Here is a 26,314-nt window from a genome sequence, read left to right on the forward strand (position 1 = left end):
TGGATACTTGACTCTCCTCCAGGGGCCGTCGGACAGGTGGGCGGGGCCTCGGAATCCGCTTCACTTGAGGGGATTTGAGCTGTGCACGGTTCTCGCATACTTGCGCTCGGCCACTACCAGCCGGCCAGGATCCTGACCAACGACGACCTGGCGAAGATGGTCGACACCAGCGACGAGTGGATCCGCAGCCGGGTCGGGATCAGCACCCGCCACATCGCCGGCCCGGACGAGTCGGTGGCCGACATGGCCGCCAAGGCCGCGGAGAAGGCCTTCGCCGCCGCGGGCCTCACCCCCGCCGACATCGACCTCGTGGTGGTCGCCACCTGCACCTCGCTCGACCGCTCGCCCAACGTCGCGGCCCGGGTCGCCGACCGGCTCGGGGTGCCCTCCCCAGCCGCTCTCGACGTCAACACCGCCTGCTCCGGCTTCCCGCACGCCCTGGCGATGGCGAACCTCGCCATCGCGGGCGGCTCCGCGGCCAAGGCCCTGGTCATCGGCGTGGAGAAGCTCAGCGACTTCGCCGACTGGTCCGACCGCTCCACCTGCATCCTGGTCGGCGACGGGGCGGGCGCGGCCGTGGTGGTGGCCTCCGAGACGCCCGAGATCAGCCCGGTGGTCTGGGGCTCGGTCCCCGAGATGGGACGGGCCGTCCTGATCGAGGGCCGCGACGGCACCTTCAGCCAGGAGGGCCAGGCGGTCTACCGCTGGGCCACCACCACCCTGCCCGCCATCGCCCGCCGGGTCTGCGAGCGCGCCGGTGTCGCCCCCGAGGAGCTCGGCGGAGTCGTCCTGCACCAGGCCAACCTCCGGATCATCGAACCGGTGGCGCACAAGATCGGCGCGGTCAACGCCGTCATCGCCCGCGACGTGGTCGACTCCGGCAACACCTCCGCCGCCAGCATTCCGCTCGCCTTCTCCAAGCTCGTCGAACGCGGCGAGGTCGAGAAGGGCGCCCCGGTCCTGCTCTTCGGCTTCGGCGGCGGCCTCTCCTACGCCGGCCAGGTCGTCCGCTGCCCCTGATCCCACGCCACCACGGCACGCATCCGGCGGCCCCTCGCCCACCGGCAGTCGAACGCGGACGGCCGGCCTGGGACCGTCGGGCCGCAGGCCGGCAGCATCGAAGCCCGTCCGGCCCGGGCGCACCGACTCCATCGACACTCTGTCACCAACAACTGGCAGTCAGTGCCCGAGTTGTCCGCGCCAAGCCCTACGGTGAGCGCATGCCCAGGGATTGGGAGATCGCCGTCGGCCGGGTGCATCAACGCCTCGGCCCCACGGCCGGAAATGGCCCGAGGAACAGAAAACCCCAGGTCACATTCCTGACCTGGGGTTCCACATGGAGCCGCCTACGGGATTCGAACCCGTGACCTACGCATTACGAGCCCGAGAGTGATCATGCTGGCTGCTGCCAGTATGATCACTTGGTGATGAACTCGCAGGTCAGGAGGTTGCGCGGTGATCCGCGATCCCGGCCGAACCGGCACGTGCTACCCCGTCCGCTCACGCATCGCTCACGCAGACTGCCTGCCCAACGGCTCAGCATGACTACCACCGTCAGCGCTACGGGCCCTCCTCGGGGAAGCCATCGAGGCACAGCTGGATCACATAGTGATCTATGTTTCCGGCAACCAGAGATCGGGCCCGAGTCTTCGCAGCCGGTCGCGACGGGCACCGAAGTCGGGCATCGCTCGCTGAACCAGTCGCCAGAATCGGTCGCTGTGATCGGGCACATGCAGATGAGCAAGCTCATGCACAAGCACATAGTCGATTAGATCGGGCGGCAGCTGCATAGTCGCCCAATGGATGTTGAGGCGACCACGGAGCGAGCACGACCCCCAGCGATAGCCCAGAGGACGGACCCGGAGTTCCTCGCACGCCACGTCCAACCGCTTGGCCCACGGTGAGAGCCGGCCAGGCAGCCAGCTCTCACCACGCCTGGTGTACCAGGCGATCAGGGCCATGGGCGGATCGTGGAGTACATCTTGTCGGATCTCCAGCCGCCCTCGCAGCAACCGCACATCGGCCGAGCCGGTCTCGACGACCAGCAGCCGGTGGCTGCGCCCCAGGTAGGGAAAGCCCTCTCCGGACACATATTCACGCGGAGGTCTGCAGTTGCTCAGCAACGCGCGTTCGGCGAGCTTGCCGTACAGCCATCGCCGCCGGCTTCTGATCAACTTGACCAGCTCGAGTTGCCCGATCCCTGGGGGCACGGTGACGCTGACCGTCGAGTCGCGCTCGACGGTCAGCCTGACCTGCCGCCGTCGCTCGCTGACTCGCACATGTACGTCGAGGTCATCGACTCGCAGGACCTCGACGTCTGCTCCACCTTTCACTGCTACATCCTGGCACCCATCACTGACATTCCTGCCCAGGGGCGCCAATCAGAGGCGCCGAATCTCCGCCCGGCGGTGTCTGATAACCTCCACCAGCTGATCAGCTAGTGAATCGACTTTGTCGATCGCCACTGCGTCCTTAGAGATCAGCCACTGGACGGTCTGGCTCCGAAAGTCCTCCTGGTCGACCGGGCTCCGCCAGAAATCGCGCCGATGCGTCACCTGTCGGGCAATGGTGTACACACCGGTGCTGATGTCGCACAACCACTGGTCAGTTTCCGGATCGATTAATCCGTCCCTCGCGGTCTCCTCCAATATGACTCCGTACAGTGCTCGTTCAACTGGGCTGAGCGGATCGTCCTGCGCCGGGCGGTCCGCTCGCAGCTCGGCCACCAGATTGGCGAGGAGCGCGGCCTGCTGTTCCCAGTTCTCAGCATAGTTGCGCAGAATCTCTTCGAGACGCTGGCTGAGCTGCTTATAGAATCGCGGGTCCTTGCCTCGATTGATCTCGATGTGATCCCGTACGGCGTGCTCCATCTCCGAGGCACGGGTTCGCGCACCGGGGAGTGCCGCCACCTTCTCCTCGAAGTCGTCCGCGGTCAGCGACACTGGCGGCAGCTTCTGATCGATGCCGAGCGAGAGCAGGTGATCGTCAAGCAGTTGCCGAACCTTCGCACCATACAGGCCAGGGTCGAAGTCGCCGCCGTCTACTCGAAACCTACGCTTGGCTCGCATGGCGATCTCCGCGTAGAGAGTGGCGTCTTTGAGGAAGGGACGTACGGTCGGTTCGGGAAGGATGACATCGATGGTGGTGAGGAACCGCTTGAGCTCGGCCTCGAACCTATCGAACCGAGCCCCGTCATCCAGCAGAAGCACACAGTCCTCCAGGGTCGTGCCGGAGGGGGTCACGCCGTGGTCGGTGAAGACCGCTTGGAGGCGACGACGCATCGGATCCAGCTTGGCGACTTCCTCGCGGAGATCGACGAGGACTCCATCAACATCGTCGGCTGCGTAGGCCTTAAGCGCTTCGGTCAGATGGTTGGCGACGCCGAAGTAGTCGACAACATAACCGCACTTCTTATCCTTCGCCGGCCGGTTAACGCGGGCCACCGCCTGCAACAGTTCGGCCTGCTTGAGCGAGCGATCGATGTAGAGCACCTGTTCAATCGGCGCGTCGAAGCCGGTCAGCAGCATTGACTTGACAATCAGGAATGCGACCGGTTGATCGTCCGGCCCGAGTTCCGCCGGAAACGGCTTCGTGAAATCATCGATCCAGCGTTCCTGCGGCTTCTGAGCGGTCCACTCGGCGAAGCGCTCTTCGCGCTCGTCGGTACCCGGTGAGATGACAGGCACGAAGTCCATGGCGCGGAGCAGGTCGAGATTGCGGTGTGCGTTTACCTGCGCGATCTGTCGCGAGGTCAGCTGGTCTAGCGGGGTGTCGAGCAACCGCGCTGGGAGCATCTCGGCCTGGCGAACCAGTTCGTCCCTCGCGGCGAGCAGGGCCGTCCGGTAGCGCAGCGTCGCCTCCCGACTGTTAGCCACTAGCTGAGCCTTGAACCCGCCAGGCAGCACGGTCGTGACGTAGTGCCTAAGCAGGTGCCTGGCCTTGGCTGCGATCAGCTCCTCCGATTCGAGCACATCGCCCTTAGTGGCGTACCGGCGCTGCAGGGCCTCACGGTCCTCGTCGCTCTGCTCGGCGAAGAGATCTTCGAAAACCTCGTCGAGGTCACGTCCGTCCCTAACCGCGCCCTTGACCGTGTTGCCCTCATAAAAAATCCGCACGACTGCGCCGTCAGCCTCGGCGTCGGCCAGCCGGTAGGTATCGATAACACTGCCGAAGATCTGCGAGGTCTTCTTCTGCTTTCCCATGATGATCGGGGTCCCGGTGAAGCCGATCCGGGCGCAGTTGGGCAGCGCCTCCAGCAAGTTCATGTGCAGGGTGGAGCCGTGTGACCGGTGTGCTTCGTCGATGAGCACCACAATCGCGGTGTCGTCGTTGAGCTCCCCGAGTGAAGGGACAGCCTCACTCAGTTCGCCATCGGTGGTCCGTGCAGCCACGTCCTGTTGCTTCTGGATCATCACGGCAACGATGCCCGGGCCATGGGTCGCCAGTAGTCGTTTGGCCTGCTTGACACGCTTGGCCTCCTGAACTTCTTCACCAGTGAGCCGGAGCGTCTCAGACAACTGCTTCTGTAGCTGGGTCCGGTCGGTGACCAACACGACCTTGACCATGGAAAGCTCCGGAATCGACCGCATGCGACGGACGAGGAACGTCATAGTGAGGCTCTTGCCGGAGCCCTGGGTGTGCCAGATGATCCCGCCCCGCCGGTCCTGAGCACCATCCTCCTCCCGTGTGTCGCCCACCAGCAATCGCTCTAGGGTCTTCTCGACCGCGCGGTATTGCTGGTACCGCGGCGCTGCCTTGATTCGGATGCCATTGTCCAGCGTCATGAACGTGATGTAGTCGTGGATGATCCGCAAGAGCCGCTCAGGATGGAGTACCACTGCGGTGAGCCGGTTCTGCTCGCTAACCGATCGCTCATCGCATCTGAGCTGGGCCGCGATGATCGCGTCTGTAAGCGGATACGGGTCGCGCCATGGCACATAGTGCTCGGCATCGGCCGTGAACGTGCCCAGGCGTGCCCGCTCTCCGCAAGTCGCCACGGTTAGTTGGACGGTGTGGAAGAGCTTCGGATTTCCGGTGGGCATCCGACTTCGGCTCTGGCCGGCGTACCGCTTCAGCTGCGTAACGGCCTGGGCGATGGCGTCGCCCTTGCTGGGCTTCTTGCACTCCACAACGACCAGAGGGATGCCATTGACCAGCAGCACCTCGTCAGGCGTGACATACTTCAGCCCGCTCGTGCCCGGAACGTCGACCCTGAACTGGGACACCACCACGAATTCGTTGCGCTGCCAGTGCTCCCAGTCGATGAAGTGGACACGCTGATCCCGTCCCCCATCCCAGCCTGGCAGACCGGGCACGGTGACACCCTTGATCAGCAGCTCGGTCGTGCGCTCGTTGGCCTCCAGCAGACCCTTGACCGTGATCCGCGTCAGCTCACCCAATACCTGGCTGATCCGCGCATCGTCCAGCCACGGCTCGCCATCCGGTCCCAGGTTGACATCACGCAGTGACCTACGGAGCCGTGACTCCAACAGCACGTCGGCGAACGATTCGCGCCCAGATACCTTCGGGTCCTCTGGCGTGAACGCGCCCTCTGCCTGGCCTGGCAGGTGTTCCCACCCCATAAGCGTCAACTGGCGGAGCAGCGGAGCCTCAACCTGCATGTACTCGGGCCCGGACAAGAACGTCCCTCGCTTCAAGTCAGCGTGTGATCATAGCGGTCCCATCATTCCTTGCGAAGACCGTTCCACGCCACGGACATTTCTACGGAGCTTGACCTCACGGTGTCGTGCTGTTACTCAGGTAGGTCTGGTGGTCAGGCCGGTCTCGCTGAGTCAGCCGCCGATGAGGTCGCTGTGGTACTGGATGTGCCGTAGCCGCACCAGATGCACTGGATGAGGTGCTCGGGGAAGATGCAGACAAGTTGGAGAGGTAGCCGCGCCACAGCAGGAGCCAAACACCTTCGGCGGAGTTGAGGTCGGGTGCGTAGGGCGGCATCGCAGCCCCCACAGGCCGAAACCCACCAAGGCTTCACGAACCACGCCAAGGAAGCCGGCATCCACGCCTCACCCACTGGCTCCGGGAAAAGCCGTCTGGCCTTATGCCTGCATAACCTCAAACCCGAACGGATCCACTCAGCAGGTCATCTACGAGGCCCTGTTTCGCGTGCATCAACTGCAAGACTTTAAGCTCGGCAGCAGACAATCCGACCCGTTGCGCATTCAATGCCGAGATCGCCCGCCTTTGCATTTCCATCGGAAGCACTGGAACCCTCAGATTCTTAACGATTCCGGAATTAATATTAGGCATAGTAGAGCCTACCGCCGAAGCGGCAATCTGACGCTGGCAATAATCTTGAGTATAGGCAATCGCGAGCCATTCAGGGAGGATTCGACTTGCACCGAGGCGAATCCGCAAGCACCCAGTCCCACACAGCCATCCTTCATTTTCGGCACGGACGACTGCGCATCGCGATAGATCCCCCCTGCGGCCGAGAACTACATCCCCGAAAACGAGGAGATGGCGCGCGAGCTCTCGAGACTTCCTAATAGGTACTCGGGCGATCTTATCGGGCGAAATAGATCCGTCAATAATATCCTGGGGCATGACGACGGGAATTCCATCGGTAGCGTACTCATGAGAATGCAGTTGACTACCAAAGGGACCGATCTGAATTTCTCCGCCACCCCCTAGCAGCGCCCCAACGGTAGGAGTTTGCCATCCAGAATGGGAGTCAACCTTAAACGTATTCGCTACAAAACCTGCCTCCACCTCGCGCCACTTTGCAAGTTCTCGATTGGCAGACATGACCTGCTCGTCGAAGGCGTCGAGGACCTCCACGATCCGCCGCTGCTCAGCCAAATCAGCTGGTATCGCAATCTCCAGCCGCTCCATCAGGTCAGTCGGCAGACGCCCGGTCCCATGACCTGCCTCATCGACCATTGCGAGGATGTCACGTTCACGGGCCTTAAGTGCGAGGCCGAGGAAAGTCCCGTCGATCGATGCGTGAGGCAGCAGCGCCTTGCAGTCCTGCCCAAACGCCACACCGCGCTGGGCAACACCGACCCGGAACTCCTTCTTTAGGCTCATCCCTCGCACAACGAACAGCACAGTTCCAGGTTCAACCACCTTGGTGCCGGCCATACTGCCCGCACGAGTCACCCTGCGATCGGAATCATTAATCCGGAAGTCCTTGAGACTCGCGGCGCTGATCCACGGGATATCTCCGCCCCAGAAGCGAGGCTCTTCAGTCGCCGGGGTTCCGCCAGACCACCAAGTTCCGCAGTCCTTCAGCTTGACCCGGATCCAGCCCTCAGGGACGTCACGCATAGCCGAGCTCCCGCAGCATCTCGTTGACTCGGGTGGCTGCGGCAGCCCGCTGAGCTTCGAGTTCAGGGAGAGTCACCGCATACTTGGCGGCCCATCTGCCGTAGCGCTCGATCAATACTCTGCGGCCAGCCTCGACGCGGGCATCGAGGCGTCGACTGAGGTCAGCTTTAAAGACGCGCATAACCAGCTCTGGTTCGGTCTCGGCGTCGTGAATCAGGCGAACGCCCGAGCCAAGTTGGTCAATGAAGACGGCCTCCAGTTTGCGGACCTTGGACTTGGCCGCGGTCAGCTGAGCGCGCAGTCGCTTCAGTACGACGGGGTCGACATCCCCGACCTCGTCAGCATCCTCTTCAGAGGACGCGGTGAGGGCCTTGACCTTGGCGTCGAGTTCGGCCCGTAGGGTCTCGGCCTCCTCAAGCTCGTTGAGGTAATCGGCAAGGACATACGGTACGAGGGGGTGTTCCCGAGCCTTACGTTTGGCGGCTGCCTGGCGTTGGGCGTTCAGCACTGCGGCTTCGTCATCCGCGAAAGCAGTCTGGATCGTTGCAAGCCATCCTTGAACGACCCCGCTGAACTGGTGGAAGGCCAACGTGCGAATGTCGTATTGGACGCTGCCCCACCAGGAGGCGACCGCGCCGGAGAGCTGGAAGCGGTCGAGCATGCCAAGGGGTGCGAGTTCCGCGACGAAGGACTCCAGCAACTCGGCGCGGGTGTCCATGACCTTGCGGGTGTCGGGCAGCTCACTCAGACGCTTGCTGTGCCGGCTCCACCACTCATCGAAAGCGCCCCGCATACATGCTTCAGCGGGCGCGGCCAGTTCGGGAATGCGGTCAGCAGCCGACCGCCAACCATGCGCCGGGAACTCGTAGTAGCTGGCGTCTCGTTCGACGAATAGGGAGTGCACATCCACGCCGTATGCCCGGAAAGCAGCCTCGTGTTCACGAACCTCGGACTTCGGGATGCCGCCGTGAATATGCGCCCGGACATCTTGAGGCTCCGGTGGTGGGGTGTTATCGACGTAGCGCCGGATGTTGAGGTTGAACTGGTTATCTTCAAGTTCTTCAAGCGACACCACGCGGGCGAAGCCGGGAATATCGTGCGCGGGGTCGGCTAGATAGGCCCGGTAGGCGGCGACGATCTTCTCGGCGTGTTCGGGTTCGAGGTAGTTCTGTGCGCGGCCCGACAGGTACTCTCGGTCGGCATTGATGAACAGGACCTTGCCCTGGTGTGAGGTCGGGCGGGGGCCGGGGCCCCGCAGGATCAGAATGCACGCAGGGATACCAGTGCCATAGAACAGGTTCGAAGCAAGGCCGATGACGGCCTCCAACCGGTCGGCCTCGACAACTTTTCTCCGGATCGCCTGTTCCGCGCCGCCGCGGAATAGCACGCCGTGCGGCATGACCGTGGCACCGATGCCGTCGGGACGGAGCACCGCCAGCACATGCTGGGCGAACATCCAGTCGGCCTTTTTGCCGGTCTCCGGAGCCCAGCCGTATTCGAAGCGGTCGGCGTGCTTCATCCCGGCGCTGACGTAGTTCTGCGAGAACGGCGGATTCGTGAGCACCCGGTCGAAAAGCGTCAGCGCCGAACCATCCGGTTCGACATGCAGCGGATTCGCGAGGGTGTCGTCGTTCTCCAGGTCGGCGTTGACAATGCCGTGAAGGATCATGTTCATCTTGGAGATGGCCCAGGTGCCACCGTTCGCCTCCTGGCCGTACAGGCGCAGGTCCTGAGCGTCCTCGCCAGCCTCCGCGACGTACTCCTTCGACATGATGAGCATGCCACCGGAGCCGGCGCACGGGTCGTAGACTCGCATCCCGGAGTGCGGATCGACCAAGCGCGCCATCATCCGGACGACGCCACGTGGGGTGTAGAACTCCCCACCCTTCTTACCCGCCGAGTCGGCGAACTCGCCGATGAGGTACTCGTACGCGGCGCCCAGCAGGTCGGGGAACTCGAAGTCCTCGTTGCGAAGCCGGTAGCGGTCGAAGTGCCTGATAAGGGCTCGCAGCTTCTGGTCCGACAGCGACGTCTTGCCGACCTTGCGGTTGAAGTCGATGTGCCCGACCACACCTTGTAGGGCGGTGGCGTTGGCTGTCTCGAGTGCAGCCAATGCCTTGTTGAGCAGGTCAGCAACACCGTGCTCAGCCGACTTTCCAACCAGGTAACTCCATCGGGCCGCGGTCGGCACGAAGAAGTCGCCACCCCGGTAGAACGCCCGGTTGTCGGCGATCTCCAAGGCCTGTTCCGGTGTCCGGCCCGCTGCGGTCTGCTCTGCGATGACCCGGCTCCGGATCGTGTCGAACTGGTCGGAGCAGCGCTTGAGGAACAACATCCCGAAGATGTATTCCTTGAACTCTGAGGCATCCATCTTGCCGCGCAGGATGTCGGCCGCACCGAACAGATGCGCTTCCAGCTGCGGCAACGTTAGCTTCGCCACAGGCGGAGCCCCCAGTCGTCAGTCTAGGTAGGTCAGAGGACCTCATACGATACTGCCCAGCGCAGATCATCAACGACCTACCATGAGGGGCGCCCACCCCGTCGGAGGAGTGCCCGTGCCGCAGTTGGCAATCGCCAAGGAGTTCCTCTCCGAGTACTCCAAGCTGGAGAAGCCAGTCCAGAAGGCCGTGCAGGCCGCGCTTGGCAAGTTTGCCCAGGCCACGCACGCGGGACTGCATCTGGAGAAGCTCAACCGGGCCGAGGACCCTCGGATCCGGACGATCCGCATCAACCAGTTCTATCGCGGAGTCGTCCTAGCGCCGGCGTCTGGGGATCTCTACTGCCTGCTGCGTGTCCTGCCACACGACGAGGCGATCGCCTGGGCTACGACTCGGCTGTTCACCGTCAACCAGGTCCTCGGTGTCCTGGAGATGCGCGACGAGACACGGCTGCAGAACATGGCCGGCACACTACGGCTGGCCGCCGAAGCTACACCAGCCCGACTCTTCGACCATGTCCAGGATTCGGACTTCCACACACTCGGCATCGACGATCAGGTGCTGCCGATCGTCCGACTGCTGACCAGGGAGGCGCATCTGGACGCCCTCCAGCACATGCTGCCGTCGCTCCAGTACGACGTCCTCGTTGCGCTGGCCTCGGGTATGTCGATCGAGGAGACCTGGGAAGAGGTCAGCAAGCATCTCGTCGACGCTGCTAAACCCGACCAGGTAGAGCTGGATGACCTGTCCGCAGCGATCGAGCGGACGCCCGAGCAGGTCGCGCTCATCAGCGGGCCCGAAGAGCTTGAGAAGCTGCTGCGCCCGCCGTTCGCGTTGTGGAGGATCTTTCTTCATCCGATGCAGCGCCGGATCGCCTACCACGGTCCCTATTCCGGTTCAGTGATGATCACCGGCGGCGCGGGCACTGGCAAGACGGTGACTGCCCTGCACCGGGCTGCCCATCTCGCCAGGCTCTACGGCAGCGGTGCACCAATTCTGTTGACCACCTACAGCCACCCGCTCACCGCCGAGTTGGCGCGCCAGCTAAACCAGCTCATCGAGAGTCCCGAGGAGCGCGACCGGGTCGAGGTGATTACCACAAGCGAGCTTGCCTCATCGGTAGTCGGCGACCGGCACGGCGGTCACCCGGAGGTCCTGGCGTCCCGCGAACTGGTCACACTGGCCGACACCGTGCACCCGGACTATGCCGGCGAGTTCCTGGTCGACGAATGGGAGCAAGTCCTACTCGCCCAGGAGATCACCACGCTGGAGGAGTACCTGGCAGCCACCCGCGCTGGCCGCCGCCAGGCTCTGCCTCGCCTCGAGCGACAGTCAGTCTGGGCTGCCGTTGAGGAGCTACGCACTCAGCTGAGCAATCGCGGGTGTTGGTCGGTCCTGCAGCTGGCCGATGAGGCAGCACGGATCTTGCGGCAGGAGAACGGACCTGCCATCTATCAACACATCATCGTCGACGAGGCCCAGGACCTACATCCCGCACAATGGCGGCTGCTTCGGGCAGCTGTCCGTCCGGGCGAGGACGACTTGTTCCTCGTTGCGGACCCGCATCAGCGGATCTGGCAGCACCGGGTACCGATGAGGAGCACTGGGGTCAACATCGTCGGCCGGACTCAACGGCTCACCGTCAGTTACCGCACCACCGAGGAGATTCTCAACTGGGCAGTCAGGGTGCTTGGGCTTGTATCCGAAGAGGATCTCGATGGCTGGCCCGACAGCCGGGAGGGCTATGAGTCGCTGATGCATGGCCGTCGGCCGATCGTCCGGCGTTTCGCTGAGTGGTCCGAGGAGATGACCGCGGTTGTATCCCAAGTCCGGACCTGGCTGGCCGACGGTGTCGAGCCTGGGGCAATCGCAGTCGTGGCCCGGGTCAAGGCCAAAGCTGACGATGTAGCGGACGCGCTTCGCTCCGCGGGTGTCCAGTCCGAGCCGCCAGGGCCATCCGGCGGCCGGGTCCAGGTCGGCACCATGCACAGCATGAAGGGGTTGGAGTTCCAGTGCGTCGCGGTCGTTGGGGTTCAGGACAGGGTGGTACCGCACGACCGGGCGATCGTTCCGGCGGAGATTGACATGACTGCCCACCTGGAGAGTTTGCAGCGCGAGCGGTGCGTGCTTTACGTCGCGTGCACTCGTGCCCGTGACCGGCTGTACGTGTCGTATTCCGGGGCTCCCAGCCCGTTCCTCCCCCGCTGACCTCAAGGAGCCCCTCCATGCGCCCCCTACGTGTGGCCGTCCGGAACGTGCGCGGTGCCCTTGACGTCGAATTGCACCTGCGTCCGTTCGGCGCGCTCATCGGCCCGAACAACGCCGGAAAGTCAACCCTGATGGACGCAGTCCTACTGTTCTACGGGGCACTGGACTGGGATGAAGCCAGAGACCTTCCATGGCATGCAGAGCTTGGCGGGGAGTCTTGGGTTCAGATCGACTACAGCGTTGATGCCGCTGAGGCCAAGCAGATCGGCGTCGATCTCGTAGACGGCGAGGCCCTCCGTATCCGGCGCTGGTTCACCAAGAGCAGCGACCACACTGCCGGGGCCTACTACCTGATCCCTCCAGATGGCGGCGAACCGCAGCCCACCGGCTGGACAAGCGCTGCCAAGCTCGGCCAGTGCGTCCATATCCCGGCGATCAGCAACATGGCCGAGCACACATCGCTCTCTGCCCCCTCGCCATTGCGAGATGTGCTGCTGTTGGCCTTCTCGGAGCGGCACATCGAGACCATGCTCATGACCGCTAGGGCCGCCCTCGGGACGCTGAGCAGCGCTCTACAGGAAGGGCCCATCACCGACCTCGAGAGCGATCTAGACGATGCACTGATGCCTTGGAGCCTCTCTGCGAAGGTCAACGTCGGCGAGCTGTCCAATGAGCTGATCATGCGCCATCTCGTTGAACTGCGACTCCACCAGGAAGGCACCCATCGCCCGTTGGAGACCCAAGGGTCCGGCGTTCAGCGCGCCATGATCGCCGCGCTGATTCAAGCGGCGGCACGGCTACGAGCCAAGGCGAAGGAAGGGACGTTCCGCTGGATCCTGTTCGAGGAGCCCGAGGCATTCCTGCATCCCTCTCAGGTGACACGGCTCGCCCACGACCTGCACCAACTCGTCGCTGCCGGTAACACTGCAGTGACCATCACCACCCACAACGCGTCGGTGCTCGCCGCGGCCGAGACTTCTCCCGAGTCGATCACTCGTGTGCACCGCTCGCTGCACGGGATCGAGGTGGCATCGCCCTCTCCCGATCTGCTGAGCAAGGTTCTTGCGGACATCCACACACGCTCGGCCTACGCCATTGGTTCTCGCTCCTGTTTCAAGACGGCCCGACAGACCGCGGCCGACGAGGAGCGGAATCGGGTTCTCTACGATCTAGACGCACACCGGGCCGCCGCGTTCTTCGCCGACCGGGTGATCGTCGTCGAAGGCCCCAGCGACGTGCTGTTCTTCGAATGGTTGGCCCGTCGAGGCCTTCTGGCCGACCTCGGCCCGAACGTTGGCGTATTGAGTGCGTTCGGCAAGTTCGAGCTGCATCGCGCGACGAGCACGCTGTCGTTGTTCGGCATTCCGCACGTCGTCCTCTGGGACGAGGACGCGGTCATGGCCGCCAGTCAGAACGACCGTAAGAAGAGGTTGTGCGAGGACGAGTCCGCGCTCACCGCGCTGGCGGCGTCTGCCAATGATCCCGGATCATCCTTCGCGGGCGCGGTTCGTCTCACCGGCACCATCGAGCGCTGGCTCGGCATCACGGAAGAGAAGGACAATACGTGGAAGGCAGCCAACATCGGCGCGTCCCTCAGCCAAGCCTACGCGGACCCGTCTTCTCCGCTGCCAGCTCGAGTCGACAGCCTGCTTCGTGTGCTCGCAGATCTGTTCGTGGGTCGGGACATCGCTTCCTACCGGCAACTGCCGGACTTTCAGGATGCGCTGATTTCACAGACCTTGCCGGCACCGCATGTCGATCTCGCTGTCGAGGTCGCGGCCTTCCCGCGTGCCACATGTAGTTGCGCGGCACCCGCGTGGCCACCTGTCGTCTCCAGCCCTTGAACGTGAACTTCATGTCCGACTCGCGGCTTGACGGGTGTAGCGATTGCTCTAGCGTGGGCCAGCTCCTGGTCCGGCGTCCAGAAGGGCGCTGTCGCGGAGCATTCAGGTCGGTGGGCGCAACGGAGCCGCTCGTCAGATCTCTACAGCGGAGACCGACACTATTCCGCGGGCAGCCAGAACGTTGGCCAGCGTCTGCTTGCTCGTGATCCAATCCGTGTCGCCGACGGAGGCCGAGTACTGCACTGCCTTGAGAGCGGCTTCGTTGGCCTCAGCGGGCTGAGCCAGGTGTGCCCGCATGTAGTGCTTGAAGAGCCCGGGCAGCTGGTCCGGCCGAGTTGCAGTCTTGGCCTTCAGGGAGAAGAGCGGGAGGAACCACTGCTCGAAGCCGTCCGTAATCGCCTGGGTGGCTCGGTACGCCTCGTGCAGCGACCCGAGGCTGGCCATGTGGTCGTAGGGGAGGTGGCCGTGGAGGGCATATTGGAGGCGGGTGCCGTCGTGCTCTCGGAAGTGCTGACCGTGGGCGACGATGTGGTTGGCCGCGTTCTCGGTGATGGTCATGACGGCCAGATCTGCCTGCTGCTTCCGGGCTGCGGCAAGAACGGTGGCGTGAATGCCGGCGCGTGGGTCAAGGACGAGGTCGTTGAGACCGAGAGGTGAGAGGTCGATGCCGTGGTCGCGGGTTCGAGAGAGGATCAGACGCTGGGCGACGTTGCCAGCGGTGTGCTGTAGGTGTTTGGGCTGCTGGCGGTGGCTGGCGTGGATGTCCGAGCGGTCGAGGACGGGGCGGTTCTTCGCGAGTTCGGCGACGAGGTGTAGGCCGGTGCGTTCCTGGGTGTCGGTGCTGCCGCAGGCGTTGCAGGGGTGGCCGCCGGTGCCGGTCATGTGACCGCAGGCTCGGCAGGTGGGGACGGTCTCGCGGCTGATGGTGAGTGTGCCGGCGCGGAGGTTGTTCTCGATCATCTCCAGCGCGAGGCCGGCGACCTCGGCGTCAGCGTCCGTCATGATGCCACCTGCTGGGGACTGTCCGGGCGGGTACTTGTCAGCTATCAGGTCGGCCTCGAAGCGCTGGCGGGGGCTCTTCGGGCCGTCGGCCTCGCGGTGGCGGAGGTCTCCGGCGAGGGTGACGGTGTTCCACAGGTGGGGTGCGGGCGGTAAGCCGAGGATGGCGTTGAGGGCGGCGGCGAGGCGAATTCCGACGGCCTTGCCGGGGCGGGTGGTGAACGTGAAGGGTCCGTTCTGGACGGGCCCGTTGAGGAACAGGTGTCGCACGGGCTCCTCCTAGATCGGCGGGGTGGTGGTTCCCGTCCGGGTGAACCGGCCGTCGTGCAGCTCGTAGTGGAGGATCGCGGCGTTGGGCATCTTGCCCTTCCGCTCCTCGGCGAGGATCTCGGGCAGGGGACGGAGTTCGAGCAGGGAGCGGAGGGCCACCGCCGCGGTCTGGTGGGTGAAGGCCAGGACCGTGCGGGCCTCCTGGAGTTCGGCCTGGGCGAGGGCGGCGAACTCGGCGGCCCGGTTGAGCACGCCCTCGGCGAGCGACTCGCCGCCTGGCGCGGTCCAGACGTGCTTGCGCAGGCGGCGGTCCTCGGCGAGCTCGGGGTAGCTGTCGTAGAGCTCACGCTTGGTCATGTAGGTGGCGTCGCCGTAGTGCTGCTCGTCCAGGAGCGCGGTCTGCCGGGGCCAGCCATCTGGGAGGACCGGCAGGGCGATCGCGCCGGTGTCGATCGCCCTGCGGTAGGTCGAGGTGTAGACGTGCGGGTCGGGGCCGGCGAGCCCCGGCAGGACACCGGCGAGCCACTGGGCCTGCAGGAAGCCGCGCGGGGTCAGGCCGACGATGGTGCGGGAGATAGCGTGCGCGGCAGGGCCGCTGTAGGGGCGGGGGTCCTGGTAGAAGCCGTTGTACTTGTCGGCGTTCTCGACGGACTCGGCGTGTCGGATGACGAGCAGGGGCAAGACGGGGCTCCTATCCGGCGAGGTTGGCGACGTAGGAGCCGCTGACGGTCCAGGGGGTGAGTTCGATGCCGAAGCCGCTGTGTTCGCCGTCCTGGGTGTGGACGAGCTTGCCGGACAGGTGCACCGTGTCGCCGGACCTGAAGGCGCCGGTGTAGGCGCCGAGGTAGGAGCGCATGTGGGTGATCCGGCGGGCGAAGGAGTCGACCTCGTCGATGGTCGAGCTGAGGATAGTCTTGACCTTGATCCCGTAGACGGCCGGGGTGGTGAGCCCCTCGGCGTGGTCGGTGATCTTCGCGAGAAGGGAGATCTCGCCGATCTCCTTGGAGGAGATCCGGGCGAAGGTCTTGTCGCGGTCGGAGCGGATGGGTTCGCAGTTGATGTGCGCGCCGGAGCTGGCGGTGAGTCCTTGGAGCTTGCGGCGTTCCTGCTTGATGAGGGCGTCGAATGAGCTGCCCTCCATGTACTTGGCCCGGCGGATGTACAGCCGGGTGAGGTCGTCTCCGTCGTACGGCCGGATCAGGTCGGTCTGCTGGAAGAGCTCCTGTGCGGCCTGGTAGCCCTCAGGTCCGTAGCAGACGAGGTCGATGTCGGAGCGCTCGTTGAAGCAGCCGACGAGGAAGGAGCCGGTGACGCCGATCAGGCCCTGGGCGTCGTTCGCGGTGATCCACTCGGTGATCGCCAGGAGGTCCTTGCCTGCCGGGTTGTCGGCGACCGCGCCGGGGGCCTCGTGGATGGCGGCGAGGGCCTGGCGGCAGGAGTAGTGGACGGCCACGTCCTCGCGCGGGATGCCGGTGATGACGCAGCCGAGGGTGTCGGAGTAGACGTAGCACTCCGGCCTGCCGGCGAGGATGCCGAAGGACTTCGACACGACGCTGTTCTGCCGGTAGGTCCGGTCGAAGAGCCGGCGGTCGCCCTTCTCGTCAGGGTGGTACTTGACGTAGCCGAGGTAGTGGCTGCCAGGGTGGCTGTCGCCGATGACCTTGAAGACGACTCCGTGGTGGTCCATCAGGTAGTCGCGGTCGCGAACGGTGGGAACCGGCCTACCGGTGTTCAGCGGTGAACCGTTCCAGAGTGGGGAAGGTGCCGGTGTCGATCGTGTTGGACGACTCATACTGATCAAGTCCCATCGTGAAGAGGGTGCGGCGGTACTGCCACTTGATGTGCTTGTCGTACCGTGTGGGGTCGGTGGGCCGCATGAGGGCGAGGAAGAAGAAGCACTTGACGAGCAGGAAGTCGCCCAGGTGCTCGCTCACCCGCTGCCCGATCAGGGATGCGGTGGTCTCATCGAGTGCGCCGGTGTAGGCGGCGCGCTGTTCCGAGGTGATGCTGTAGCCCTTTCCTCCGCCCTTGAAGGCCACGATGTCGAGCGCGGGGTAGACGTCGTAGCCGAGCGGGACCGGTCCGTGGTGCTGCCAGTCGATGACGCCGGCCTGGAGGACGTTGGGCAGGCCGTAGTCGAGATGTCCGTGCACCATCGGGAGCTGGGCCAGCCGGTCGAGGGCGTGCTTGACCGCTTCGTGGACGCGCGGGGTGTCGAGGTCCGGGTTCTCCTCGAAGACCTCTGCCGCGAAGGCCGCCTTCTCGAACCACGGCGTAACCGGGAGGGGGTGCCTCGCCTGGGCCTGCATGAGCTTCGATGCGACGGCAGCCGCCGTGCTGATCACCTGGTAGCTGACCTGACCGTCCCGCCCGGCGTCGGCCAGCGCCTCCTCGTGCAGCGAGGCCTCGCCGATGGCGCGCTCGACGACGAAGTAGCGCCCGTCCTCCCAGCCGCTGTCGACGATCTCCGGCACCGGATAGTCCAAGCCGGCGGCCAGCTGCTGGAACTCGGTCTCAACCCGCAGATCCTCACCGCCGGTCCGCTTGTAGAGCAGGCCGTCGGCGGACCTCCACACCGCGCCCTGCGTGGCCGTTCTGTCCTTCACGAACTCCCAGTCACTCATCCATCCATCCTTCCGTAGAGCAGAGTTCGGGTGGAGCACGGCTGCTCCGCGCGAGTCGGACGGGGTGAGGCCGGCCGCTCCCGGGGGAAAGAGCGACCGGCCCCCGTCACCGCCCGGCCGGTGCGCCTGGACCAGCACGGGCGGAGTCGGTAGGCGCGCGGCGAGCGGTGCTGCTCGAACCATCTGTACGCGCGGGCGCGTGGCCAGGTGGGCGCGTGGGGACGGGGCCTGGGACGGTCGGTGCGGACGAGGCTGGCGATGAGTGCCGCCCGGCGGGCCGAGCGAGGGTGCTCGGGTACCGCGACAGCGGGCACCGCCAGTTCGGCCCAGACCTTCTTGCCATGGGTCGTCGGTTCCGCGCCCCAGGTCTCCGACAGGCCCTCGATCAGCAGCATGCCTCGACCGGTGGTCAGTTCGTCGTTGCCGAAGTTCGCGGCGCCGGTGGGCATCCGGCGCGACGAGTCGTACACCTCGATCACCACCCGGTCCCCGTCCGGTGACAGGTAAATGCCGGCGAGCAGTCTCCCCGGCGCGTGGATGACCGCGTTGGCGAGCAGCTCGTCGGCGACCAGAGCGATGTCGCCAAGCGAAGTCGGGTCGATCCCCCACGAGCGGGCGACTCGGACGACGGCTTCTCGGGCTGGTGGGACGTGGTCACGCCTGGTGCCGATGAACGAAATACGCCGAGCGTGGGTGAAGGCGGTCACCGGTCACCGTCGCAGGCTTGGACAGCATCGACGACGCTGTTGCACGGCCAGGGGCCGCAGCCGTCGCTGCACCGGCCGTCCTCGAACTGGTGGCGGTCGAGGACCTCTCGGGCGTGGGTGCCGGCGGTGGCGAGGCGCTCGCGACGCGCGGCGGCACGGTCTGAGTGGCTCGCGGTTGTGTTCGACGCCCGGCCGTCTTCCGAAGCGAGAGGAACGGCCACTGCGTCCCGCTGGTGCGCGGTGTCGCCCCTCTGTGCGTCCGAGCGGAGGGTCATCGGCGCTTCTCCTTAGCCACTGGGTGAAGCCACGCATGCGAGAGACCGCAGATGGGCCTCGGTCATGCGGGAGCGGGGAATCGCGAGCTGCGATGGTGGTCGAGCTGCTGACGACCAGACAACTCCATCTCGATGCACCGCGGTTAGGGCATGGGCTCCGCGTGCATGATCCATGCAGATCGTGCATGACGGGTTGTCCTGGTGCGGCTACGCTCGGCTCACCAGGCAGGATCAGCATTGGCAGGAGAAGCCATGTCGCAGACGGCCAAAGGACACTCCGCAGCGGGCGGGATCGGAGAAGTAATCCGCCGCGCACGGGTGTTGAGCGGGCGGTCGCAGGCGGACGTGGCCACCGAACTGGGCTACCACCAGTCGAAGATCAGCCGGTTGGAGAGCGGCAAGGGGACGCAGGACATCGATGTCCTGCGCGCTGTCGCAGCCGTGCTCGACATCCCGCTGGGAAGCCTCGGCCTGTCCTCCCATACCAGTGCGGACAGCAGGACGGACGACATGCACCGTCGCAACTTCTTGGCCGCGAGCGTCGTCGCGCTCGCGGCCCCGACACCTACTCCTCGCGTGGGGATAGAGCTGGTCCAGGCACTGCTGCCCGGACCCGTTCCAACTGAGCACGCGCCACAACCCGTGGCGGCACTCGCATCCCGGCTCTCCCAGGCGCGGAGGCTCTTCTACACCTGCCGGTACGCCGAGCTCGAAGGCGCGTTGCCGTCGCTGATCGCCGACCTTCGCCAGGCCCAGGACGCCGCCCGCGGCGGCGATCAAGCCCTGTCCGGGCTCCTCGCGACGGCGTACCAGACCGCGGTGAGCCTGTTACTCAAGCTCGGCGACCACGGCAACGCCTGGCTCGCGGTCGGCCGTGCCATGGCCGAGGCCGAGCGGAGCGCCGACCCCGTGGTGATGGCCTCCAGCGTCCGCGTCCAGGCGCACGTCCTCGCTCGCGACCGGCACACCGCGCCAGCCGTCACCCTCATCCGGCACACCGCCGACCAGCTCTCCGGTAGCTACGACCGGCGCGCGCCCGAGTACCTCGCCGCGCTGGGGCTCATGCTCCTTCGCGGCGTCACGGCGGCAAGCGCAGGCGGCGACCGTGCCACCACCGCCGAGTTCCTCGCCGAGGCTCAGGAGGTCGCCCGCTACGTCGGCCTCGACGGCCCCGAAGCATGGGCGAACTTCAGTCCGACCAACGTCGCGCTCCACTCGGTGAGCGCCTCGGTCGTCCTCGGCGACGCGGGAACGGCGCTGGAAGCCGCCCAGCCCCTGATGCGCAGGCGCATCCCGGTCCCCGAGCGCCGGGCAGCACTGTGGGTGGAGGCTGCACGGGCCTACAGCCAGCAGGGCAGACTGGCGGAGGGATACAAAGCGCTCAGGATCGCGGAGAGCTGTGCCTCGGAGGACATCCGCCGGCGGCCCAGCGTGCTCGAGCTGGCCGGTGACATGGCCGCTCGCGACCGGCGCGGCGCCGTCCCGGAGCTTCGCCGTTTCTGCCAGGAGTTGGGAGTCCAGGTTTGACCGAGCACCGCAAGCCGTTCCTCTACGTCGTCGTCTGCGCGTCGGGCATCGCCGACGGAGTGGGCGAACTGATCACCGCTGCCCACGCCGAGGGCTGGGGAGTCGGCGTGATCGCGACCCCGAACGGACTCGGCTTCATAGACCAGGAGGCCGTCGAAGCCCAGACCGGCTACCCGATCCGCTCCGCCTGGCGCACGCCGAGCATCCCCCAGCCGCTGCCCCCGGCCGACGCGATCGCCGTCGCGCCGGCCACCTTCAACACCATCAACAAGTGGGCCGCCGGCATCTCCGACACCCTCGCGCTCGGCATCCTCTGCGAGGCGTACGGCCTCGGCATCCCCGTGGCCGTCCAGCCCTACGTCAACTCCGCCCAGGCCGCGCACCCCGCGTACGCGGAGAGCCTGGCCCGGCTCCGGTCGATGGGCGTCCTGCTCGGCGACTACGTCCCCCACAAGCCCAAGGCCGGCGGAGGCCGCGACAAGTACAACTGGACCCACGTCCTCGACCTGCTCCGCCCCGTGGCGGCCTCAGTGGCGGAGAGGGATTAGCCGGTGCTCCCGCCTTCAGACGGGCCGCCAGGTGTCGCTGCCGCGATCGTGATCCGAGAGGGTCGGGTGCTGATGGTCCGGCGCCGAGTCAGCGAAGGCCAGCTCTTGTGGCAGTTCCCGGCAGGCAAGATCGAGCCCGGCGAGTCTCCCGAGCAAGCGGCTGTCCGCGAGACCGCAGAGGAGACGGGGCTGAACGTGGCCGTCGTCAAGGTCCTCGGCGAGCGCGTCCACCCGGAGACTGGCCGATGGATGTCGTACATGGTCTGCGAGATCGTCAGCGGCACCGCTGCCGTCGGTGACCCACGAGAACTGGACGCACTGGCGTGGGTGGCGCTTGCAGAGATCCCCGAATACGTCCCGTACGGGATCTTCGAGCCAGTACAGGCATACCTGGATATCGCGCTCAAAGACTGAGTGAACAGCTGTGGGCGACCACCAACTGGTGGCCGCCCACAGCGGCAGCAGAATTCCGGTCGCTGGTGGTCAGCGATGTCGGGGCTGGGTGCCGGGGCGCTGCAGGGCAGTCGTGGTGAATGACGGGTTGGTCGTGGGGTGGCGGACGAGCGGGGCGGCAGACGAGCGCAGGAGTGCCGCCTCGACGGTGCGGTTGGGTGCGGGGTTGTAGCTGGTGTGCTGGATACGGGCGATGAGGACCTTGGCGGGCAGGCGAGCGCTGCCGAGTTCGCGGCGGGAGCGGCCTCGGTGAGGAGCTGGTGGGGCACGTAGCCGTCGGCCTCGGCGTCGGCGAGCACGGTGGCGAGGGCGGGCCAGTTGGGGTCGGCGAGGATCCGCGCCGCGTGGTCGGGGATGGCAGCGCGGACGTCGCTGGCGAGGGTGTTGCGGGTCTGCTCCTTGGGCTGGCGTTGGGCGAGAAAGGCGAGCTGGTCAGCGGCGGCCTGGTCGTAGGCGGCCTGGAGGTGCTGGACGGTTCGGCGGGCGGCTTCGGCCTGCTGGGCATGGCCCTTGGCGGTGTGCCAGCGCTGGGAGAGGATCGCGGCCCAGACGAGGGCTGCGACGAAGACGGCGAGGGTGCTGCCGTCCTTGCCGCTGCCAGCGTTCACAAGGTCGCGGGCGGCTTGCCGCAGGCCGAAGGGCCTCGTGGTCGGCACGAATCTGGGAGCGCTGCGCGCGGGCGAAGGTCTTTGCTGCTGCTCGGAGTTCGGCGCGCAGGTCCTGGGGCGCGGTCTGGGCGGTGGCTTCGATCAGTTCACCGAGGGCGGTGATGTGCGCCTGCGCACGCGCGTCGCCGCTGTCGCCGGTGGTGTCGTGGTCGGTGGTGAAGGTGTCGAGGACGTGGGTGGCGTGCTGCCAGCGGGTGGCGGGCTTGTTGCGGCGGGCGGTGGGGTGTTCCTCCGGTGTGCTGGCCGCGAGGAGCGCCTGGAGCTTGGGCAGGGACAGGTCGGGGGCGATCTTCCCGCCGGGGATGTAGTTCGGCTGACCGTTGGCCTTCAGGTCGCCGGGGCGGGCGACGGAGTAGCCCTGAAGGTCGCCGGACGGGAACCGGCGGATCTTGACCTCGACGCCATCGGCCTGAAGGTAGGCGAGAAGTTCCTCCGCGTTGCTCGCGTGGGGGATGGCGGCGCGGATGCGGTCCTGGAGCCACTCGCGGCTGGTCTGTTCCCAGCCGAGGCGCTTGGCTTTGTGCATCTCGGCCTGGGTGGGGCAGCGTTCAGCGGTCCGGTCGCCGGTACCGAGCTGGCGCAGGCCGTAGTCCTTCTCGATCTCGCGGCACTCGGCTCCGACACGCTGGCCGCTGTTGTGGAGCTTGGGGCGGCGGCCGTCTTCGCGGACGGTGGTGGCGAGGATGTGGATGTGGTCGTCCGCGTGGCGCACAGCGATCCACCGGCACGCCAGGTCGTCGTCCTTGGGGGCGATGCCGGCGGCCCGGACGATGCGCTCGGCGATCTCGCCCCATTCGGCGTCGGAGAGGTAGCGGTCCTCGGGTGCGGCGCGTACGGGGCAGTGCCAGACGTGGTCGGTGAGCTTCTTGCCGGGCTCGCTGTTGCGCAGGCGGACGGGCTCGTCGAGGTAACGGGCGAGCTGGGAGAGGGTAGCGCTCTCGTCGCGGCCGGGGTCGGGCATGGCGAGCATGGCGAAGCCGGCAACGATGTGCGGGTCGCGGTGCTCGTCATGGCGGCCAGGGCCGTAGAGGTAGGCGAGCAGGCCGCGGGTGTTGGAGCCGGGGCCCTTGATGGGTGCGATCACGGCGGTGTTCAGCCTTCCTGGTTGGCGGGCTGGCGAAGGGCCTCGGCGATCTCGGTGAGCAGGCCGTGCAGTTCGTCGAGGGTGCGGCGGATGTCGATCGGGGGCTCGTATCCGCCGTTGAAGGCCCGGGCGATCTGATTGACGTTGCTGGCGATACCGCTGATCTGGCGCAGGACGCGGGCGCGGAACTCGTGGATGAGTCGGCGTTCTTCCGCCAGGGGCAGGTCGATGAAGAACCGGCCGGCTATGAAGGCCAGGACGACGTCGGCGGCGAACCCGGACAAGCCGCGGTAGCCGTTGGCGGTGGCAGCCGCACGCAGCCGAGGCTCTTCCTCGGGTTCGAACCGCAGAGGGCCGACGCGCTCTTCGCGCTTGGTGCCGGTGCAGCGGCGGTTCTTCGGCGCGGCATCATCGGCGGTGCTGTGGTCGGAGGACTCGTTGTCGGTCTCGGTCGGGCGGACGTCGGCGAGGATCTGCTGCTGGACGGCAAGGAGCTTGTCCGGGTCGGGGCCGCCCTCGACCCCGACCTCCTGGCCCGGCGCGCCCTCGCGCTGGGCCGTCTCCGCCACCCCTGGGGCGGAGATCCCGCGAGTCCGGCCACGAGTCGGACACGGGGTACTACTGGCTCCGCCAGGGGCACGGCTGCCGAACGCCCGCTGCCAAAGACCCTTCACGGTGTGGGACTTCTTCCTCTCCTTCGCGCTCTCGCTGGCGGTGCCGCGGGGGTACTGGGTGTCGGTCACGGGCTGATCTCCTGTCGCGGGGTCGTCGAGGTGCTGTGGTGCGAGCGGGATGCGAACGCGGCGCACGGACCGGATCGGGCGGCGACCGGTTCGGCGGAAGGGTGGTCCGGTGCTGTGGCGGATCTCGCTGACCACGAGGTGGACATCCGCCAGGCCACTTGGCGGTGAAGGGGCCGCCCGCCAAGCGCCGTGCGGGTCGTTGGCGGGCGGCCACCTATGGAGCGGTGACGCGTCAGGCGGGCACCGGGTGCTCACGCGCCTGCTCAGGCTCGCGGTCGGCGTGGTCGGGCTGAGGGTCGGCCTGCTCATCCCGCAGGAGCGTCATCAGCTCCGTCCGCCGCTTGCTGCTGATCGGAATCCCGGCGTCGCTGAGGGCCTTCTCGACCACTGCGACGCTGACACCGTGCTCGGCGACGACCGGTCGCATCATCTCCACGAGCTGGTCCATGGTCTTCGCCGGTGGGCGTCCGGTGCGCTTGCGAGGCGCGGCCGGTTCTTCGTCGGAGGCCGGGACGTCGTCCCTGCGCTCAGCCACCGGCGCGGGGCTGGACAGGCCGTCCTGCTCCGCGTTTGGTACGGGCTGGGGTGCCGGGGAGGGCTCGGGGTTTTCGTGGAGCGGGAGTTCGTCCTTGGCGGGTTCGGGTTCGGCGGGGGCCTTGGTCGTGGTGGTGTTGTGGGCGAGGAGGGTGCCGCCCAAGAAGGCGAGGGCGGGCCATCCTGCGACCAGGATCCGCAGCCAGGCGGGGACGTGGTCGAGGTCGAGGAGGCCGGCGGTGGCGACGTTCGCGCCGAGGGAGGCGGTCAGGGCGATGGCGAACCAGGTCCAGGCGGTGCCGGCCGGGTGTCCGGTGGCGCGCAGGTTGCGCATGCGGTGCCAGGCGGCGACGAGCAGTAGGTCGACCGAGACGGGGTAGGCCCAGGCTTTCCAGCCGTGTTGTCCGGCGGCCTCGGCGATGTCGTGGAGGTGGGCGAAGGACAGGGCGCCCGCGATGGCGGCCTGCACGAGGACGGCGTCCAGGCGGGGGCGTATGGGGTTGGTGGCGGTCATGCGGAAGGTGGTCCTCGCGGATCGGGTGGTGGTTTGCGGGATTGCCGTCTTTGCCGTCTTGCCGTCTTGGCGCTGTCGGACGGGCTCTGGGCTGGGGCGGGCGCGGCTGGCCGGTAGCACCGTGGGCGCGACGCTGTTCAGGTTCGGGACAAGGCGCGTACCCGTCTTGGGTCCCGTATCCGTCCCAGCGGAAGGGCCTTTGACCTGCGGTTTTACGGCAGGGACGGCTGGGACGGCACAAGACGGTTGTGGTTCCCGTCCCGGGGCGGGCCGGCCGCTCGCGCCGTGGTTCGGGCGGCGGCGGGCCGATGGCGGCGTGGGGCGGTTGCCGTCCCGCGCGCCGTCTTGCAGGCGGGGTGCTGCCGTCCCGGGGTGGGCGCGTTTCCGTCTTGGGCGGCCGTTCCGTCCCGGCGGCAGGTGCTGTGACCTGCGCTGTTACGGCAGGGACGGCAGGGACGGCAGTTCGGGGAGGCTGGTCAGCCTCTGCTGCCCGTGCCCGTACTCTCGGCCGTGGCCGTGGTGACGGGGTGGACGGTGGGGCAGTAACGGCGCCAGGCGTCGAGGAACTTGTGGCGCGTGTAGCCCTTGCGCTGGGTTCCGTCGCCGAGGCGCACGTTGCCGGAGGTGATGCCGAACTCGCGGAGCATCGCGCCGAGTGCGCGCGGGGTCAGGCCGCCTCGGGCCGCCTCGGCCCACGGGGCCTCGGCGTTGTCGTTGAGCTCGCGCAGCAGCTGGTCGGTGGTCAGGCTGTCCGCCTCGCGGTTGGCGTGGAAGATCCGGCGGATGTCGGCGAGGATCCGTGCGCCGCCAGGGTTGTCCTCCTCCGCCTTCGCCTCGGCGTCGACCATGCGCTTGCACGCCTGGCGCGCACGGCGGGGCCAGGGGCCTCCGGCGAGGTCGGCGATGATCACCAGGGGCTCCCAGGTGTCGGCCGCGCGGTCCTCGACCGGCATGGCAGGCTCCAGGCGCAGGGCCCGGTCGGCGAGCGGCGCCGTCCAGCGGGCGATCTTGTCGCGGATCGCGTGCAGGGCGGGGCGGTCGCGCTTGGTGCGGTACGGGGAGACGCGCTCGCCCTCGGCGCGGCGGCGCATGCGGATCACGATGGAGCGGTCCATGATCGTGTCGGGGAGGTCGCCGATGCCGGCGATGGCCGCCATGGCGAAGGTGTGGAACCTGCCCGGGGTGTGCTCCTTGCCGACCACACGCAGGACGTAGCGGTCGCGCTGGTGCCCGGCGTTGAGCAGGCCGCGCATCTCCTCGTTCTTCTCGGCCATCTTCGGGCTGCCGAAGATCGTGTCCGCCTCGTCCACCAGCAGGGTGGGCGGCTCCTCGGTGATGGAGCGGAAAATCGCGGCCGGAGACGAGTTCACCGTCGCCACGGGGTTGTGCACCGTCTCGGTGAGGACGTCGAGCAGGCGGGACTTGCCGCAGCGCTTGGCTGGGCCGACCACGGCCAGGCGCGGGGCGTGCTGCCACGAGCCCTGCAGGTGGGTCGCGGCGACCCACAGCGTGGCGGCGTCCAGGGCCTGCTCGGAGGGAAGGATCACGAACTTCGCGATCTGGGCCCTCAGCTGCGCGAGCAGGTCCGCGC

General features: G+C 66.7%; 19 protein-coding genes and 1 pseudogene. 7 read left to right on the forward strand and 13 right to left on the reverse strand.

The features are described from left to right. The first annotated feature begins 81 nt into the window (after window positions 1–81). Window positions 82–1,020, forward strand: coding sequence for a beta-ketoacyl-ACP synthase III (locus ABD369_RS05495; RefSeq protein ID WP_344635045.1), 939 nt, complete (start codon window positions 82–84; stop codon window positions 1,018–1,020). Between the two features lie 593 nt (window positions 1,021–1,613). Here the strand turns inward: ABD369_RS05495 and ABD369_RS05500 are convergent. The 4 genes from ABD369_RS05500 to ABD369_RS05515 all read right to left on the reverse strand — a co-directional run bounded on the left by ABD369_RS05500 (window position 1,614) and on the right by ABD369_RS05515 (window position 9,712). After that, window positions 1,614–2,333: a M48 family metallopeptidase gene (locus tag ABD369_RS05500; RefSeq protein WP_344635046.1), complete on the reverse strand. Its 720-nt coding sequence runs from the start codon at window positions 2,331–2,333 to the stop codon at window positions 1,614–1,616. 48 nt (window positions 2,334–2,381) lie between these two features. Continuing rightward, on the reverse strand, window positions 2,382–5,639 hold the full coding sequence (locus ABD369_RS05505; protein ID WP_344635047.1) for a type I restriction endonuclease subunit R: 3,258 nt from the start codon (window positions 5,637–5,639) through the stop codon (window positions 2,382–2,384). Window positions 5,640–6,072: 433 nt separating this feature from the next. Beyond that, complete coding sequence (locus ABD369_RS05510; protein ID WP_344635048.1) at window positions 6,073–7,287, reverse strand: restriction endonuclease subunit S; 1,215 nt, start codon at window positions 7,285–7,287, stop codon at window positions 6,073–6,075. Next, window positions 7,280–9,712: a type I restriction-modification system subunit M gene (locus ABD369_RS05515; RefSeq protein WP_344635049.1), complete on the reverse strand. Its 2,433-nt coding sequence runs from the start codon at window positions 9,710–9,712 to the stop codon at window positions 7,280–7,282. The genes ABD369_RS05510 and ABD369_RS05515 overlap by 8 nt, the downstream gene beginning before the upstream one ends. A gap of 130 nt (window positions 9,713–9,842) precedes the next feature. Here ABD369_RS05515 and ABD369_RS05520 point away from each other — a divergent pair, with 130 nt between their 5' ends. Further along, entirely contained in the window at window positions 9,843–11,933 is a 2,091-nt protein-coding gene (locus ABD369_RS05520; RefSeq protein WP_344635050.1) for a 3'-5' exonuclease, read from the forward strand. A 17-nt stretch (window positions 11,934–11,950) separates the two neighbouring features. Continuing rightward, window positions 11,951–13,777, forward strand: coding sequence for an ATP-dependent nuclease (locus ABD369_RS05525; RefSeq protein ID WP_344635051.1), 1,827 nt, complete (start codon window positions 11,951–11,953; stop codon window positions 13,775–13,777). A gap of 132 nt (window positions 13,778–13,909) precedes the next feature. Here ABD369_RS05525 and ABD369_RS05530 read toward each other — a convergent pair whose 3' ends face one another. From ABD369_RS05530 to ABD369_RS05550, 5 genes are read right to left on the reverse strand one after another with little or no spacing between them, the layout of a single operon-like run. Further along, window positions 13,910–15,046, reverse strand: a complete 1,137-nt coding sequence (locus ABD369_RS05530; RefSeq protein ID WP_344635052.1) for a hypothetical protein — start codon at window positions 15,044–15,046, stop codon at window positions 13,910–13,912. A 9-nt stretch (window positions 15,047–15,055) separates the two neighbouring features. After that, window positions 15,056–15,727, reverse strand: coding sequence for a histidine phosphatase family protein (locus ABD369_RS05535; protein ID WP_344635053.1), 672 nt, complete (start codon window positions 15,725–15,727; stop codon window positions 15,056–15,058). 10 nt (window positions 15,728–15,737) lie between these two features. Next, window positions 15,738–16,733, reverse strand: a complete 996-nt coding sequence (locus ABD369_RS05540; protein ID WP_344635054.1) for a nucleotidyltransferase domain-containing protein — start codon at window positions 16,731–16,733, stop codon at window positions 15,738–15,740. Between the two features lie 34 nt (window positions 16,734–16,767). Further along, the gene (locus ABD369_RS05545) at window positions 16,768–17,670 is read right to left on the reverse strand and encodes a phosphotransferase (protein WP_344635055.1); all 903 of its coding nucleotides are present in this window, start codon (window positions 17,668–17,670) and stop codon (window positions 16,768–16,770) included. Beyond that, window positions 17,667–18,377 (reverse strand): ATP-binding protein, encoded by a 711-nt coding sequence (locus ABD369_RS05550; protein ID WP_344635056.1) that lies wholly within the window; start codon window positions 18,375–18,377, stop codon window positions 17,667–17,669. The genes ABD369_RS05545 and ABD369_RS05550 overlap by 4 nt, the downstream gene beginning before the upstream one ends. A gap of 17 nt (window positions 18,378–18,394) precedes the next feature. On the opposite strand from ABD369_RS05550, the gene ABD369_RS05555 reads away from it, so the two are divergent. From ABD369_RS05555 to ABD369_RS05570, 4 genes are all read left to right on the forward strand, one after another. Beyond that, window positions 18,395–18,541: a hypothetical protein gene (locus tag ABD369_RS05555; protein WP_344635057.1), complete on the forward strand. Its 147-nt coding sequence runs from the start codon at window positions 18,395–18,397 to the stop codon at window positions 18,539–18,541. A 363-nt stretch (window positions 18,542–18,904) separates the two neighbouring features. Beyond that, the gene (locus ABD369_RS05560; protein WP_344635058.1) at window positions 18,905–20,179 is read left to right on the forward strand and encodes a helix-turn-helix domain-containing protein; all 1,275 of its coding nucleotides are present in this window, start codon (window positions 18,905–18,907) and stop codon (window positions 20,177–20,179) included. Next, window positions 20,176–20,727, forward strand: a complete 552-nt coding sequence (locus ABD369_RS05565) for a flavoprotein (protein ID WP_344635059.1) — start codon at window positions 20,176–20,178, stop codon at window positions 20,725–20,727. The genes ABD369_RS05560 and ABD369_RS05565 overlap by 4 nt, the downstream gene beginning before the upstream one ends. Before the next feature lie 3 nt (window positions 20,728–20,730). Further along, complete coding sequence (locus ABD369_RS05570) at window positions 20,731–21,141, forward strand: NUDIX hydrolase (RefSeq protein WP_344635060.1); 411 nt, start codon at window positions 20,731–20,733, stop codon at window positions 21,139–21,141. A 69-nt stretch (window positions 21,142–21,210) separates the two neighbouring features. On the opposite strand, the pseudogene ABD369_RS05575 reads toward ABD369_RS05570, so the two are convergent. The 4 genes and pseudogenes from ABD369_RS05575 to ABD369_RS05590 form a co-directional block, all read right to left on the reverse strand. Then, window positions 21,211–22,932 (reverse strand): annotated as a pseudogene (locus tag ABD369_RS05575) (relaxase/mobilization nuclease domain-containing protein). A gap of 8 nt (window positions 22,933–22,940) precedes the next feature. Further along, window positions 22,941–23,675: a MobC family plasmid mobilization relaxosome protein gene (locus ABD369_RS05580; RefSeq protein ID WP_344635061.1), complete on the reverse strand. Its 735-nt coding sequence runs from the start codon at window positions 23,673–23,675 to the stop codon at window positions 22,941–22,943. A gap of 232 nt (window positions 23,676–23,907) precedes the next feature. Further along, window positions 23,908–24,723: a DUF2637 domain-containing protein gene (locus tag ABD369_RS05585; RefSeq protein ID WP_344635062.1), complete on the reverse strand. Its 816-nt coding sequence runs from the start codon at window positions 24,721–24,723 to the stop codon at window positions 23,908–23,910. Window positions 24,724–25,199: 476 nt separating this feature from the next. Beyond that, window positions 25,200–26,270, reverse strand: a complete 1,071-nt coding sequence (locus tag ABD369_RS05590) for a DUF3631 domain-containing protein (RefSeq protein ID WP_425557538.1) — start codon at window positions 26,268–26,270, stop codon at window positions 25,200–25,202. Window positions 26,271–26,314: the final 44 nt, after the last annotated feature.

The organism is Kitasatospora cystarginea, from assembly GCF_039533515.1.
GTDB lineage: Bacteria > Actinomycetota > Actinomycetes > Streptomycetales > Streptomycetaceae > Kitasatospora > Kitasatospora cystarginea.